This window comes from Lysobacter sp. HA18 (assembly GCF_054057595.1).
This window is the reverse complement of sequence record NZ_JBSRZL010000001.1, coordinates 2,245,545-2,259,347: the sequence shown is the minus strand read 5'-3', so window position 1 is coordinate 2,259,347 and position 13,803 is coordinate 2,245,545. Positions and strand designations below refer to the sequence as shown.

General features: G+C 67.1%; 13 protein-coding genes. 8 read left to right on the top strand and 5 right to left on the bottom strand.

Going from position 1 to position 13,803, the window contains the following annotated elements; genetic code table 11:
* Positions 1-9: 9 nt before the first annotated feature.
* Positions 10-975 (top strand): protein translocase subunit SecF, encoded by a 966-nt coding sequence (gene secF / locus ACVWWW_RS11140; RefSeq protein ID WP_027083488.1) that lies wholly within the window; start codon positions 10-12, stop codon positions 973-975.
* A 140-nt stretch (positions 976-1,115) separates the two neighbouring features.
* On the opposite strand, the gene ACVWWW_RS11135 is transcribed toward secF, so the two are convergent.
* Positions 1,116-1,949 carry an inositol monophosphatase family protein gene (locus tag ACVWWW_RS11135; protein ID WP_027083489.1) on the bottom strand — a complete coding sequence of 278 codons (834 nt, stop codon included), beginning with the start codon at positions 1,947-1,949 and terminating at the stop codon, positions 1,116-1,118.
* 78 nt (positions 1,950-2,027) lie between these two features.
* Here ACVWWW_RS11135 and ACVWWW_RS11130 point away from each other — a divergent pair, with 78 nt between their 5' ends.
* The 3 genes from ACVWWW_RS11130 to ACVWWW_RS11120 all read left to right on the top strand — a co-directional run bounded on the left by ACVWWW_RS11130 (position 2,028) and on the right by ACVWWW_RS11120 (position 5,961).
* Positions 2,028-2,798, top strand: a complete 771-nt coding sequence (locus ACVWWW_RS11130; RefSeq protein ID WP_456998698.1) for an RNA methyltransferase — start codon at positions 2,028-2,030, stop codon at positions 2,796-2,798.
* A gap of 92 nt (positions 2,799-2,890) precedes the next feature.
* Positions 2,891-3,829 (top strand): phosphate/phosphite/phosphonate ABC transporter substrate-binding protein, encoded by a 939-nt coding sequence (locus tag ACVWWW_RS11125; RefSeq protein ID WP_456998697.1) that lies wholly within the window; start codon positions 2,891-2,893, stop codon positions 3,827-3,829.
* Complete coding sequence (locus ACVWWW_RS11120; protein ID WP_027083492.1) at positions 3,826-5,961, top strand: EAL domain-containing protein; 2,136 nt, start codon at positions 3,826-3,828, stop codon at positions 5,959-5,961. Before ACVWWW_RS11125 ends, ACVWWW_RS11120 begins: the two co-directional genes overlap by 4 nt.
* 1 nt (position 5,962) lies before the next feature.
* Here the strand turns inward: ACVWWW_RS11120 and ACVWWW_RS11115 are convergent, their stop codons facing one another.
* Together ACVWWW_RS11115 and ACVWWW_RS11110 are read right to left on the bottom strand one after the other, a co-directional pair.
* Positions 5,963-6,577, bottom strand: a complete 615-nt coding sequence (locus tag ACVWWW_RS11115; protein WP_196804383.1) for an exopolysaccharide biosynthesis protein — start codon at positions 6,575-6,577, stop codon at positions 5,963-5,965.
* Entirely contained in the window at positions 6,561-7,877 is a 1,317-nt protein-coding gene (locus tag ACVWWW_RS11110; protein ID WP_027083493.1) for a hemolysin family protein, read from the bottom strand. Before ACVWWW_RS11110 ends, ACVWWW_RS11115 begins: the two co-directional genes overlap by 17 nt.
* A 219-nt stretch (positions 7,878-8,096) precedes the next feature.
* On the opposite strand from ACVWWW_RS11110, the gene ACVWWW_RS11105 reads away from it, so the two are divergent.
* Both ACVWWW_RS11105 and ACVWWW_RS11100 read left to right on the top strand, forming a co-directional pair.
* On the top strand, positions 8,097-8,723 hold the full coding sequence (locus ACVWWW_RS11105) for a DUF47 family protein (protein WP_027083494.1): 627 nt from the start codon (positions 8,097-8,099) through the stop codon (positions 8,721-8,723).
* Between the two features lie 10 nt (positions 8,724-8,733).
* On the top strand, positions 8,734-9,864 hold the full coding sequence (locus ACVWWW_RS11100) for an anion permease (protein ID WP_456998696.1): 1,131 nt from the start codon (positions 8,734-8,736) through the stop codon (positions 9,862-9,864).
* A 189-nt stretch (positions 9,865-10,053) separates the two neighbouring features.
* On the opposite strand, the gene ACVWWW_RS11095 is transcribed toward ACVWWW_RS11100, so the two are convergent.
* Complete coding sequence (locus ACVWWW_RS11095) at positions 10,054-10,464, bottom strand: hypothetical protein (protein ID WP_027083496.1); 411 nt, start codon at positions 10,462-10,464, stop codon at positions 10,054-10,056.
* Between the two features lie 36 nt (positions 10,465-10,500).
* Here ACVWWW_RS11095 and ACVWWW_RS11090 point away from each other — a divergent pair, with 36 nt between their 5' ends.
* Together ACVWWW_RS11090 and ACVWWW_RS11085 are read left to right on the top strand one after the other, a co-directional pair.
* A complete protein-coding gene (locus tag ACVWWW_RS11090; RefSeq protein WP_051235300.1) occupies positions 10,501-10,845 on the top strand; it encodes an MGMT family protein in 345 nt (114 codons plus the stop codon).
* A gap of 80 nt (positions 10,846-10,925) precedes the next feature.
* Positions 10,926-11,597, top strand: coding sequence for a rhomboid family intramembrane serine protease (locus ACVWWW_RS11085; protein WP_027083498.1), 672 nt, complete (start codon positions 10,926-10,928; stop codon positions 11,595-11,597).
* Positions 11,598-11,646: 49 nt separating this feature from the next.
* Here the strand turns inward: ACVWWW_RS11085 and ACVWWW_RS11080 are convergent, their stop codons facing one another.
* A complete protein-coding gene (locus tag ACVWWW_RS11080) occupies positions 11,647-13,674 on the bottom strand; it encodes a M13 family metallopeptidase (protein ID WP_027083499.1) in 2,028 nt (675 codons plus the stop codon).
* Positions 13,675-13,803 lie beyond the last annotated feature (129 nt).

Here is a 13,803-nt window from a genome sequence, read left to right as displayed (position 1 = left end):
AGACGATCCATGAAGCCTTTCAATGTTTTCCCGTACGACAGCAACATCGACTTCATGCGCCTGCGGTGGGTCTCGCTGACCATCGCCGGCCTGCTGATGCTGGCGTCGTTCGGCGCGATGATCTTCCACGCCTCGCAGGGCGGTCTGGACAAGACCTTCAATTTCGCACTGGATTTCACCGGCGGTTCGGTGGTCGAACTGCGTTTCGATCGTCCGGTCGATACCGACCAGGTGCGTAATCGCCTCAATGCGGCCGGCTTCCACGGCGCGCAGGTGCAGGGCCTTGGCACCGGTCGCGAGATGATGGTCCGCATGCAGGCCGAAGGCGCGCAGGCGAAGGACCGCACCGCCGCGGCTGTGGTGCAGGCCGCGGGCACGCCGGACAACCCGGCGCACGTGGTGCGCAGCGACTTCGTCGGCCCGCAGGTCGGTCAGGAGCTCGCGTGGAAGTCGCTGTACGCCTTCATCTTCGTGCTCGCCGGCCTGCTGATCTACATCTCGTTCCGCTTCGAGCTGAAGTTCGCGATCGGCGCGATCATCGCGACCGTGCACGACGTCAGCATCGTCGCCGGCTGGTTCGCGATCACGCGCCATGAGTTCGACCTGACGGTGCTCGCCGGCCTGCTCGCGGTCATGGGTTTCTCGATCAACGACACCATCGTCGTGTTCGACCGTGTGCGCGAGAACTTCCGCAGCATGCGGGTGCCGCCGCGCGAGATCATGAACAAGGCGATCAACCAGACGCTGTCGCGTACCGTCATCGTGTCGTTCGTGGCGTTCCTGTCGATGCTCGCGCTCTACCTGTTCGGTGGCGAGTCGCTGCGCGGCCTGGCCGAGGCGCAGATCATCGGTACCGTGATCGGTACGCTGTCGTCGATCTTCATCGCCTGCCCGCTGCTGCTCTGGCAGGGCGTGAGCAAGCAGGACCTGATGCCGAAGGCGAAGGACGACGCGGCGCTCGCGCGTCGCCCATAACCGAAGGTCTCAGCATCACGAAAAAGGCCGCAGCGATGCGGCCTTTTTCATGTCCGCGTATTGATGCACGACGTCGTGCCGGCGCAACGAAAAAGGGCCGCATCGCTGCGGCCCCTCGATCGATCCCGCAAGCGAAGCGATCAGCCTTCGTCGAACGCCGCCGCGTACCCGGTGTCGACGATGCGCTTCTGCAGTTCGTCGCAGACCTTCAGGTTGCCGGCCACGAGCGGGCGACCCATCAGGCCGCGATTGTCCATCGGGCCGGTGGTGCGGCCGCGGTAGTCGACGACCTTGCCGCCGGCCTCGCGCACCATCAGCGCACCCGCCGCGATGTCCCACGGCTTCACGCCCGCTTCGAAGTAGCCGTCGGCACGGCCGCAGGCGACGTAGGCGAGGTCGAGCGCCGCCGAACCGGTGCGACGGATGTCCTCGGCCTGCACCAGCAGCGAATCCACGCACTTGAGCTGCGCGCTGGCACGCTCGCGCTCGCGCGGCGGGAAGCCGGTGATGAGCATCGCGCCGTCCAGATCCTTGCGGTCGGACACGCGGATGCGCTTGTCGTTGAGCACCGCGCCCGAGCCACGCGTCGCGTGGAAGATCTCGTTGCGCAGCGGGTCGAAGATCACGCCGTTGATCGGCTCGCCGTTCTCGACCAGCGCGATCGACACGCAGAAATGCGGGATGCCGCGCAGGTAATTGCTGGTGCCGTCGAGCGGGTCGATGACCCAGGTGTAGCGCGCGCGCGGGCCGCTGTTGAGCGGGCCGCTTTCCTCGCCGAGGATCGCGTAGTCCGGCGTGGCGCGGCGGAATTCCTTGATGATTTCCTTCTCGGCCAGGCTGTCGACTTCGCTCGCGAAGTCCATGCGGCCCTTCTCGACGACATTGAGCGAGTCGAGCTTGTGCATGTGGCGGAGGAGCACGTTGCCGGCGGCGCGCGCGGCCTTGATCATCAAGGTGATGGCGGGTTTTTGCATGAGGATGTCCGGGCGCGCTGGCCGTGGAAAAGAGCGATTCCGCCATCGTCGGCGGTCGCGAAGCTTACCATTGCAGGCATGACCCACGATTTCATGAAGCTCGCCGCCGACCGTACCCGGATCGTGCTGGTGGGCACGCAACACCCCGGCAACATCGGCTCGGCGGCCCGCGCGATGAAGACCATGGGCCTGCGCCGGCTGCTGCTGGTCGCACCCGAAAAGGCGCCCGATGCGGAGTCCTTCGCACTGTCGGCCGGCGCGCACGACGTCCTCGATACCGCCGAATTCCACGATGACCTCGCGTCGGCGCTGGCGGGCTGCACGCGCGTGCTCGGCTGCACCGCGCGCAGCCGTCGCGTCGCGCTGCCGGAGCTCACCCCGCGCGAGGCGGCCTCGACGGTCGTCGACGGTGCGGCCGGCGGCGACGTCGCGCTCGTGTTCGGTCGCGAGCGAACCGGCCTGACCAACGACGAGCTGCACCTCTGCCATCAGGCCGTGCACATCCCGGCCAATCCCGACTACAGCTCGCTCAATCTCGCAGCGGCGGTGCAGGTGGTGTCCTACGAAGTCCGGATGGCGCTGCTTGATCGGGCCGCTTCTGGCGAAACCGCGGAGCCGCGCGACCCGCCGGCGTCGCACGAGCAGTTGGAGAGCTTCTACAGCCAGCTCGCGGAGACGCTGGACCTCATCGACTTCCACAAGGGCCGCGCCCCGGACAGCGCGATGCGCAAGCTGCGACGCATCTTCAACCGCGCATCGCTCGACGATCGCGACGTCCGCATCCTCCGCGGCGTGCTGGCCGATGCGCAGCGCATGGCACGTATCGCGACCGAGCGCGGCCACGGCTGAGCAGCCTCGAGCGGTGTGATGAAAATGGCGCGGATCGCGACGAGCGTCCCAAACCGGGTGGTTTTGCTTTAGGCTCCGCGAGGGCCCTCCGGTTGTTCGCCTTGATCACCCGCGTCCTCCGCTACGCCTGCTTACTGCTGCTGGCTTTCGCCGTGGCGCCTGCGCCGCTCGCGGCAGCGGGCGATTCGTCGTCGGGCGTGCTCGTGCTCGGGCGCGTCAGTGACGACCCCGCCGCGCATTACGACCAGCTCAAGCCGCTGCTCGACTACGTCGTGCCGCGCATGGCCGACGTCGGCATCCGCGAAGGCCGCATCCTTATGGCGCGCGACCCGCAGCAGATGGCGAGCTACATGCGCCGTGGGCGCGTCGACTGGGTCACCGAGACCGCCGGTACCGCGATGCTGCTTCAGCAGCGCGTCGCCGCCCGCCCGCTGCTGCTGACCGAGCGCGACGGTGTCAGCCGATACCACAGCGTCTTCTTCGCGCGCCGCGATCGCGGGCTGTCGTCGATCGACGACCTGCGCGGCCATCGCATCGCCTTTCAGCGGCCGTCGTCCACCAGCGCGTATTACGTGCCGGCGGGAACACTGCTCGACCGCGGCCTGCACCTCGAAATCCTGCTTTCGCCGGACGACCAGCCCGCGCCCGGCGCCGTCGGTTACCTGTTCGCGCGGTCCGAACTCAACATCGCGACCTGGGTGCACAAGGGCCTGGTCGACGCCGGCGTCATGAGCAACGTCGACTGGGAAAATCCAGCGCGCGTGCCGTCGACGTTCCGGCGCGATTTCGTGCTGATCGGGCAGACGCCCGATTACCCGCGCGCGATCGAAGTCGTGCGTGGCGATCTCGACCCGCGCGTCGCCGCGCGTCTGCGCGAAGTGCTGCTTCAGGCTGCGAACGATCCGGCCGGCCGTGACGCGCTGCTCGCGTTCTTCGGCACGACTCGTTTCCTGCCGCTCGATGCGGCGTCGGAGCGATCGCTGGCCGGGATCGGCCGCGGCGTCGCGCGCATCAAGGCAGACGTGGAATGAGATTCCGCATCGGCTTGCAGGCGCAGTTCTTCGCGATGGTCGGCTTCGCCATCCTCGCGGCGAGCGCGCTGATGATGCTGTTCTGGATGCGCCAGCAGGAAGTGCAGACCAGCGTCGAAAGCCTGTCGCGCCGCGCCACCGACCAGGTGCTGGATGCGAACCTTCGCCGTCGCGCGGAAGGCACCACCCAGCAGCTCGCGAAGTCGCTGGTCAACCCGCTGTATTACTTCGACCTCGATGCGGTCGGCGACCTCGCCAAGGGCACGCTCCGCCAGCCCGGCGTGCGCTACGTGCTGGTCTACGACGCCGACGGCAACATCCTGCACGACGGCACGCCGGACATCCCGACCTACGGCCGGCGCATGGACGACGCGCTCGCGTTCGAGGCCATCGGTGCGCGTGAACTGCATGCGCAGATGACGCGCGACATGCTCGATGTATCGGCACCGATTCTGATTGGCGGCTCGCGGCTCGGTGGCGTTCGCATCGGTTTCGATCGGACCGAAGGCCGCGATTTCCAGCAGGTCGCGATGCTGCAACTGGGCACGCAGATCCGCGACCTCGGTCATCGGCAGCTGCTCGCCATCCTCTTGCTGAGCACCGCATTGCTTGCGCTCGGCGGCGTGGTGTTGGCGATCATCCAGCGCACGATGGTGCGGCCGATCAGCCAGCTCGCGGATTCCGCGCGCGCGATCGAAGCCGGTCATTTCGACACCGGGCTGCCGGTGAGCAGTCGCAAGGATGAACTCGGTGATCTCGTTCGTGCGTTCGGGCGCATGAGCCAGAGCGTGGCGCGGCACGATCGCGAGATCCGCCGCATGGCGTACACCGACGCGCTGACCGGCCTCGCGAATCGCCTGGCCTTTCGCGAAATGCTCGACGCACGCCTGATGCAGCTCAAGGGCGCAGGTCGGGAACTCGCGCTGCTGTTCGCCGACGCTGACGATTTCAAGCGCATCAACGACACGCTCGGCCATGACGCCGGCGACGAAGTGCTGCTGCAGTTCGCGCATCGCATTTCCGACACGGTCGCGGAGGTCGGCGGCATCGATGCACGCGTCGCGCGTTTCGGTGGCGACGAGTTCGTGATCCTCGTCGAGGACGCCGACGTACGCGGCATCGCGACGCAGCTCGCCGAACGCCTCGTCGAAGTGCTGTCCGAACCGCTGGTGGTGCAGGGCCGGCAGGTATTCCTCGGAACATCGATCGGCGTAACGCTTTTTCCGGGCGATGCCGACGGCGGCACGTCGCTACTCAAGAATGGCGACATCGCGATGTACCAGGCGAAGGTCGCCGGCAAGAACTGCTACCGCTTCTACAGCCGTGCGATGAACGAGGCGGTCGAACGCCGCGTGCACCTGGAGAACGAGCTGCGCGGCGCATGGGATCGCGGCGAACTGCGCATCGTCTACCAGCCTGTGTATCGGCTTGCCGACCAGCGCCTTGTCGGCGCGGAAGCGCTGCTGCGCTGGCGGCATCACGAACATGGCGTCATTGCGCCGTCGGTATTCATCGATGTCGCCGAGCAGAGCGGCCTGATCGACATCATCGGCCCGCAGGTCATGCGCGCGGCCTGCGGCGATGCGATGCGCTGGGAACACGTGCGCGGTCCCGACGCCGTGCCGCTGTTCGTGTCGGTGAACGTGTCACCGCGACAGCTGCGCAGTGGCGATCTCGCGCGCATGGTCGAGGCGAGCCTGCGCGACGCGGGATTGCCCGCGGACCAGCTGCATATCGAGCTCACCGAAACCGCCGTCATCAGCGACGAAGCCCATGCGAGCCAGCTGCTGACGCGCCTGCGCTCGCTGGGCGTCAAGGTCTGGCTCGACGACTTCGGCACCGGCTTCTCCGGGCTCAGCCATCTGCGCCGCGTGCCGGTGGACGGCGTCAAGATCGATCGCAGCTTCATCGCCGACGTATTGCGCGATCCGGACGACCTCGCGCTCACCACCGCCATCATCGCGATGGCGCATTCGCTGGGCATCACGGTGGTGGCGGAAGGTGTCGAGAAGGAAGGCCAGTACGCGCTGCTGCGCGAGCGCCGCTGCGACCTCGCCCAAGGCTACTGGCTGGGTCATCCGCTCGAGATGGACGAGTTCCTCGCGCTGCTCGCGGACGAAGTTCCCGCCTGATTCAGAAGTAGTGCGCGACCGCGCGGGCGAGGCTGCCCGAGAGCAGGCCGAACACGATGAGCGCGGCGATCGCGGCGGCCCATGCGATGCCCATCAGCACGCCATCGCGTTCGAGGAAGGCGAGGGCGAACAGCACGACCAGCAGGCCGAGCACGTAGTTGGTGAACGGAATCGGCAGCGTCAGCAGCGCGCCCGTCGTCAGCACCAGCAGGCCGGTGACGATGCCCGGCGCCCAGTGATCGAGAAGCACGGCGGCACGCGGGCGCACGACGCGCTCCAAGCGAGCAAGCCACGGGTCCAGATGGTCGCGCAGACGCACGAGCGCGGACGCACGCGGGCTGCGCCGCCCGATGAAGCGCGGCAGCCACGGGCGATGCAGGCGCATCACCAGCTGCGCGCCGACCAGCATCACCAGCGGGCCGCTGAGCCCGCCCGCGAGCCCCGGAACCGGAATGAACGCGGGCGCCGCCGCGGCGATCAGCAGCATGCCGAACGCGCGGTCGCCGAGCCCTGCGAACAGTTCGGCGAAGGTCGGCGTGGCATCCGGTGCGGCGTTTGCGAATCCGTCGAGCAGGCCGCGCGTGCCGAGGTCCTCGACGTCAGGCCGTCCGCGCATCATCGTCGCCTTCGGTCGCGGGCACGCGCTGCATCAGCAGTTTGTCGACGCGCGGGCCGTCGAGGTCCACGACTTCGATGCGCCAGCCATTCCAGTCGAAGTGCTCGCCGGCGTGCGGGATGCGGCCGAACTGCGCGATCACCATGCCGGCCGCGGTGTGGAAGTCGTGCTCGTCCTCGCCGGGCAACGTCGCCGCGCCGAGCAGTTCGCGCAGTTCCTCGACGCCCAATGAGCCGTCGACCAGCAGCGAGCCGTCGTCGCGCACGACTACGCCGGTCGCGCTGTCGTCGTTGTCGCCCTGGATGCGGCCGATCACCGCGCCCATGAGGTCGTTGACGGTGACCAGGCCGCTGATGTCGCCGTATTCGTCGACGACGAGCGCGAGTGACTGCTGCTCCTCGCGGAAGATCTCGAGAAGCTTGAGCGCCGGCGTCGATTCGGAAACGAACAGCGGCTCGCGCAGGCTTTCGAACAGCGACGGCAGTTCGCCGCGTCCGACCGCGCGCAGCAGCGATTTGGCTTCGAGGATGCCAACCACGTCCTGGTCGCTGCCGCGATACACGGGAAAGCGCGAGAACGGCGCGGCATGCAGCGCTTCGAGGTTCTCGGCGGTTTCCGCGGACGCGTCGAGCCAGACGATGCGCATGCGCGGCGTCATCAGGCTTTCGGTCGTGCGGTCGCCCAAGCTCAGCACGCGATTCATCATCTTTCGTTCGTCGGCATCGATCACGCCCTGCTCGTGGCCTTCGCTCACGAGCATGCGGATCTCTTCTTCGGTCACCGCTTCATCGCTGCCGCCACTGAGGCGCAACAGGCGCAGCAACACGCGCGTGGACGTCGACAGCAGAATGACGAAGGGTTTGGCGATCTTCGCGAAGAAGTCCATCGGATACGCGACCAGCGTCGCGATCGCTTCCGGCCGCAGCGTGCCGATGCGCTTGGGCACCAGTTCGCCGATCAGGCCGAAGAAGAACAGCACGACGATGAAGCCGGTGCCGCGCCCGATGTAGGTCGCATACGGCGCCAGCGCGGGCATGTCGCGCAGCGGCGCGGCGATCTTCTCGCCCATCGATTCGCCGCCGAAGTAGCCGGTGAGCAGGCTGAGAAGGGTGATCCACAGCTGGACGGCGGACAGGAAGCTCTCGGGCGATTCGGAGAGCTCCAGCGCCTTCTGCGCGCGCGGGCTGGTGCTGGCCATGTGACGCAGGCGCGACTTGCGCGACGTCATCACCGCCATCTCCGACATGGCGAAGAAGGCGTTGCAGACCATCAGCAGGAAGACGATCAGCAGGTCGCGCACGGACAGGTTCCCGGGGGGAGAGGTCGCGATGCCTGCGTCGGGCCGTGCCAGCCCGGGGAGGGCGACGCGGTCCACGGTACGGATTGGCGCGGGGGAGGGCTCAAAGCGGGCGCGATCTTAGCAGGTGAAGAGACGCGACCCCCGTGAACACCCGGGCGGCGCTCTATCGGACGCGATCCGTTGTCATAATTCCGCAATTCGACGCTCCGGACGCCCCGCATGTTTTCCCTCCAGACGATCTTCGGCCAAGGCAAGCAGTTCTACGCGCTGCTCGAGGAAGCCGCCGTCGCCGCGCACGACAGCACCAAGGCGCTGCATTCGATGCTGCGCGAGACCAGCGGCAATCCGGCACTCGACGCTTTCAAGCTGGCGCGCCAGCGCGAACGTGCCGCGTCAGACAAGATCCGGCAGGAGCTGGTGAACAGCTTCATCACGCCGATCGAGCGCGAGGACATCGAGGCGCTGGGTTCGGCGCTGTACAAGATCCCGAAGCAGGTCGAGAAGTTCGCCGACCGCTACTCGATGGCACTGCGCAACCTGCAGGGCATCGACTTCGCGCCGCGCGCGGCAATGCTGGAGAAGGCCGCCGGCGTCGTCGTCGAAATGGTGCACGCGCTTCCGACGATGAAGCTCGAGGCGATGAAGGGCCTCAGCGACCGCCTGCGTTCCATCGAGAACGAGGCTGACCGCCTGATGCTCGAGCTGTATCGCGACATCTATTCGGGCCGCCTCGATGCGCAGCAGATGTTCCTGCTGAAGGAATTCTTCGAGATCCTCGAGAAGGCCATCGACCGCTGCCAGGAAGCCGGCGTCGTCGCCTACGAAATCGTGCTGAAGAACTCCTGAGGCGACGCCGATGCTGACCCTCGTGCTGGTCGTCGTGGCCGTTGCGCTCGTCTTCGAGTACATCAACGGTTTCCACGACACCGCCAACTCGATCGCGACCGTCGTCGCGACCAAGGTGCTTTCGCCCATGCAGGCGGTGATGCTCGCCGCCGGCACCAACCTGTTCGGCGCGTTGTGGGGCACCGCCGTCGCCAAGACGATCACTTCGGGCATCGTCGATGCGCACGTCATCGAGATCTCGTCGCAGCTCGTGCTGTGCGCGCTGATGGGCGGCATCGTCTGGAACCTCATCACCTGGGCGATGGGCCTGCCGTCGTCGTCGTCGCATGCGCTGATCGGCGGACTCTGCGGCGCCGCGCTAGCCGCTGCGCGCGGCAACTGGCACGCGATCATCTGGGCCGAGCACAAGGACCCGTGGTTCAAGAGCGGCGGCGTGCTGTGGAAGGTGGTGATCCCGATGGTGACGTCGCCACTGATCGGCTTCATCGTCGGCTTCCTGATCATGGGCCTGCTGTACGCGATCATTTCCGGCATGGCGTCCGCAGGCGGCCCGCTGCGACGTCTTGCGCGTCCGCGTCCGGTCAACTGGTTCTTCGGCAAGGCACAGGTCGTCAGCGCCGCGGCGATGGGCTTCGCACATGGTTCGAACGACGCGCAGAAGACGATGGGCATCATCGCGATCACGCTGCTCGGCGCGCAGTCGGCCGGAACGTTGAACGACTTGCCGTCGTGGCTCGCCTTCCTGCACCCGACCGCGAATGCGATGGCGACCAAGGACATCGATACCTGGATCAAGGTGTCGTGCGCGCTCGTCATGGCGGCCGGTACCGCGGCGGGCGGCTGGCGCATCATCAAGACGCTGGGCCACAAGCTGGTGAAGCTTCAGCCCATCAACGGTTTTGCGGCGGAAGCGAGCGCGGCGAGCGTGATCCTCACTGCGTCGGCGCTGGGCATCCCGGTGTCGACCACGCACAACATCTCCGCGACCATCATGGGCGTGGGCACGGCGAAGCGTTCGAACTCGATCCGCTGGACCGTCGTCGAACGCATGGTGTGGGCATGGATCCTTACGATTCCCGCCGCCGGCGGCATCGCTTGGCTGTCGTACGACGAAGCGCTGCGCGCGCTGGGCTGGGCCTGACGTAAAGGAACCCCGGTGGGGCTCCGACCACCGGGGTTCCACCTCCCGAGCGGGAGACGCACTCGCTTCGGTGAGTGCACGACGGAATTACCGTCGCGGTGTCGACGATCCGCCTTGCCCGGTTAGGCAGACGTCAACAGGCCGTTACGCGACGGCGGCGATCTGTCGCACGCCGTCGAATTGCGTAAATCAAAACAGGTCGCCGCCCGCCGAAAGCGTGCGTTCCATGCGATCGCCAACGCCGCCGATCTCGAGCACCAGACGATGCACTTCCGCAAGGTCGAGGCCGTCGAGCGGACGGTTCTCGCACAACTGCAGGTGCGGCACGCCGTCGAGATCGCCAACCGCGAGATGGCCGACCTGGCTGTCCCAGTTGAAGGCGAGTGCACGACGTGGATCGACGCCAGTCATCGGCGCGACGACGGTGCTGACGCGCAGATAGCTGCGGCCGTCCTCGTCGGGAATGCGGGTCAGGAAGATCGCCTGGTGGCGCTGACCGTTCTCGAGCGACAGCTCGATGCAGACGAGGCCGTCGTCGTGCACGGTCACGTCGTGGCCGGCGCCGTCGAGGTAGTCGCGGATATCGTTGAAGTGGCGCATGGGGGTGAACCTCCTTGTGGCGTCTATGCTATCGCCATGTCGACCCCGGACACGAACGATGCCGCACGTCGCATCTATGCGGCGATCCGCGCGATCCCCGCGGGCGAGGTCGCGGGTTACGGTGAAGTCGCGCGTCGTGCGGGGCTTCCGGGCCGCGCACGCATGGTCGCGCGACTGCTGAGCACCGCATCCGAGCCCGACCTCCCGTGGCATCGCGTGATGCGATCGGATGGCCGCATCGCGTTCCCCGACGGTTCGGAAGGTTTCCGCGAGCAGAGCGCACGCCTGCGCGCGGAAGGCGTACGCGTCGAAGCAGGGCGGGTCTTGGGCCTGCGCAAGGCGCGCACGCTCGACGAAGCGCTGTGGGGCCCGCCGGGATGAACACTACGGCCGCTTCGCACGGCGGCCGTGAGCCCGTACTGCAGTGCAGCAGTTAACATGACGGTTCCCGAGGAGCCGCGATGTTTTCCAAACTGCCGCCCGTCACGCGGGCCCTGCTGATCGCCAATGTCGTCGTCTTCCTGCTGCAGTGGTTGGCAGGCGCGTCCGCGTTCGGCGACGTGCTCGAGATGATGCAGTTGTGGCCGATCGGATCGGGCGACCAGTACGGCGCGCCGCCGTTCATGCCGTGGCAGCTGGTGACGTACGGATTCATGCACGGCAGCTTCCAGCACCTGTTTTTCAACATGCTCGCGCTGGTGATGTTCGGCTCGCAGGTCGAGCACGCATGGGGCGCGCGACGCTATTTCGGCTACTACATGACATGCGTGATCGGCGCGGCCTTGTGCCAGCTCGCTGTCGGCTACGCGACCATGTCGATGGGTGGCGAGGCGTATCCCACCGTCGGCGCGTCCGGCGCCATCTTCGGCCTGTTGCTCGCCTACGGCATGTTGTTCCCGAACCAGCGCGTGATGCTGCTGATTCCGCCGGTGCCGATGAAGGCACGCACGCTCGTCATCGTGTACGGGCTGCTCGAACTTTTCATGGGCGTGACGGGCACGATGCCTGGCGTCGCGCATTTCGCGCATCTCGGCGGCATGTTGTTCGGCTGGCTGCTGATTCTCTATTGGCGACGCCGGCCTCCGTCGCGCGGCAACCGTCCGCGTCCGCCGCATATGCGCGTGGTGCACTAACGAAAACGCCCGCATCTGCGGGCGTTTTCATGTGCGACGTCGCGTTGGCTCAGGGCCAGAGGCGCACCAGCTGCTCGGACTTCGGCTGCATCGCGTTGCCGGCCTTGCAGGTGAACGCGGTACCGAACGCGGGCTGGTTCATCAGCGGCACGTTGGCGCGCCAGCGACCCGGCGGATACGCGCTCGACGCCGCACGCGCCGTCGCTTCGTCGACCGACACCTGCTCGGGCCACAGATGCGCCCAGCCGTTGTAGAACGCCTGCATCGTTTCCTTCGCTGCGCCCGGCTGCGCGGCCTGCAACGCAGCCTGCGCGAGTTCGACGCCGGCTTCGTCCGCGACGAGCTGGTCGCGCACGAGCGAGCCGTTGACGCGCACGCCCGTCAGCTGTGGATAGTCGAACGCGCTGGCCTGCGATGCGATGCGATCGCCGAGCGACGACCACGCCGCCGTTTCAGTCGGCGTCCACCAGTCGCGCGCCTGGCCCTTGGCATCGATCAGGCGGCCCTGCGTATCGATCGCATGGATCAGCTCGTGACCGACCAATGCGCCATATGCGCCGTACTGCGATGCGACAGGCTGCGTTGCATCGAACACCGGCGGCTGCAGCATCGCGGCGGTGACGATCAGGCGGTTCTGCGGGACGTCGTAGGTGAGCGCGGGCTGCTGCGGCAGCACGTCCCAGCGACGGTCGGCATTGCCGCGCCCGATGCGGCGCATTTCTTCGCGATGACGCCAGGTCGACGCGATCAGCATGTTGCTGCCGAAGCTGCCGCGGCCCATCGGCTGCACGGTGTAGTCGAGGTCGCGATGCGGCGCGCCCACTTCGATCTTGAGCGCGGCGAGCTTGGCCTTCGCTTCAGTCTTCGCGGCGTCGCCGAGGCGCGTATCGCGATCGATCATCGACGACAGCGCATCACGCACCTGCGTCGCGATGGTTTCGGCCTGCGTGCGCGACGCAGTCGGCAGGTAACGCGCCACGTATTCGCGACCGAGCATCGGGCCCGCTGCGAGGTTGATCGCGTCGAGCACGCTCTGCTGGCGCGACGGCGCGGAGACCTGTCCGTTGAGCAGATGGCCGCGGAACTCAAAGTTCGCATCGCGCCACGAACGCGTCAGGTACGGCGCCATCGCGTCACCGACGCGCCAGCGCAGGAACGTCTTCCATTCGTCGACCGGCAGGCCGGCGACCAGGTTGTCGAGCGTGGTGAACAGCTCGGGGTTCGCCATCGACACCTGGTCGTCGGTGACGCCCTGTGCCTTGAGGAAGTCGGCGAGCTGCAGGCGCTTGAACTGCTGCGCGAGGTTCGCGGTCGGAACGGCGGCGTAGTTCGCGCGCGGATCGCGCTGCGACGCCATCGGGCGCATGGCCGCGGCGATGCGCGTTTCCACGTCCATGACGTAGGCGAGTTCCTGCGGCATCTGCGCCTGCTGCGTGCCGGTCAGCAGCAGGATCTTCTGCACGTAGGTGCGGTAGCGATCCATCACCGCGCGCGTTTCCGCGTCGGTGCGCGAGTAGAACGCGGGGTCCTGCAGGCCAATACCGCCGCCGGTGAAGTAACCGATGTGGCGGCTGGTGTCGGCGAGGTCGACGTCCGCGCTGAAATTGAACGCGACCGGGATGCCGACCTGATGCAGCGCGGCGATCGCGGCCGGGATGTCCTTGGCCTTCTTGATCGCGTTGATACGGCCGAGCAGCGGTGCGATCGGGTTCGCGGCGTCGCGTTCGACGGCAGCTTCGTCGATGCCGCTGGCCCAGAAGTCGCCGAGCAGCTTCTGCACGTCGTTTGACGGCGCGGTCATCGCGCTGTTGAGCAGGTCGATCTGCTGCTGGTACGCACGCTGCCGCAGCTGGTCGAGCGCGGACACCGCCGGCACGCCGGGCGTCGCGGGATTGGACGTCAGCCACGACTGGTTGGCGTAGGTGTAGAAGTCGGTGCATGCCGTCGGCGCGGCCGGTTTGGCGCTGCGCGACGACGCGGTGGCCGACTTCTTCTTCGTCGCCGCGGACGAATCGGGGACGGATGTCAGGGCGAGCAGGGCAACGGCCAGTGCGGCGACGATGGGGCGTGCGGTCATTGCGGGGCGTCCTTGTGGAAACCGGCTGGAGTCTAGCAACGGCGTCGTGCGTGCAATGAACGATTCCCTCACGCCTTCGTGCATGCGGCCGCAAAAGGAAAGGCCCGGGTCGCCCCGGGCCTTTCGATC

Bases quoted from the DNA above. Each gene is read 5' to 3' on its own strand.
- secF (WP_027083488.1), top strand. From the start codon at position 10: ATGAAGCCTTTCAATGTTTTCCCGTACGACAGCAACATCGACTTCATG.
- ACVWWW_RS11135 (WP_027083489.1), bottom strand. From the start codon at position 1,949: ATGCAAAAACCCGCCATCACCTTGATGATCAAGGCCGCGCGCGCCGCC.
- ACVWWW_RS11130 (WP_456998698.1), top strand. From the start codon at position 2,028: ATGACCCACGATTTCATGAAGCTCGCCGCCGACCGTACCCGGATCGTG.
- ACVWWW_RS11120 (WP_027083492.1), top strand. From the start codon at position 3,826: ATGAGATTCCGCATCGGCTTGCAGGCGCAGTTCTTCGCGATGGTCGGC.
- ACVWWW_RS11115 (WP_196804383.1), bottom strand. From the start codon at position 6,577: ATGCGCGGACGGCCTGACGTCGAGGACCTCGGCACGCGCGGCCTGCTC.
- ACVWWW_RS11105 (WP_027083494.1), top strand. From the start codon at position 8,097: ATGTTTTCCCTCCAGACGATCTTCGGCCAAGGCAAGCAGTTCTACGCG.
- ACVWWW_RS11100 (WP_456998696.1), top strand. From the start codon at position 8,734: ATGCTGACCCTCGTGCTGGTCGTCGTGGCCGTTGCGCTCGTCTTCGAG.
- ACVWWW_RS11095 (WP_027083496.1), bottom strand. From the start codon at position 10,464: ATGCGCCACTTCAACGATATCCGCGACTACCTCGACGGCGCCGGCCAC.
- ACVWWW_RS11090 (WP_051235300.1), top strand. From the start codon at position 10,501: ATGTCGACCCCGGACACGAACGATGCCGCACGTCGCATCTATGCGGCG.
- ACVWWW_RS11085 (WP_027083498.1), top strand. From the start codon at position 10,926: ATGTTTTCCAAACTGCCGCCCGTCACGCGGGCCCTGCTGATCGCCAAT.
- ACVWWW_RS11080 (WP_027083499.1), bottom strand. From the start codon at position 13,674: ATGACCGCACGCCCCATCGTCGCCGCACTGGCCGTTGCCCTGCTCGCC.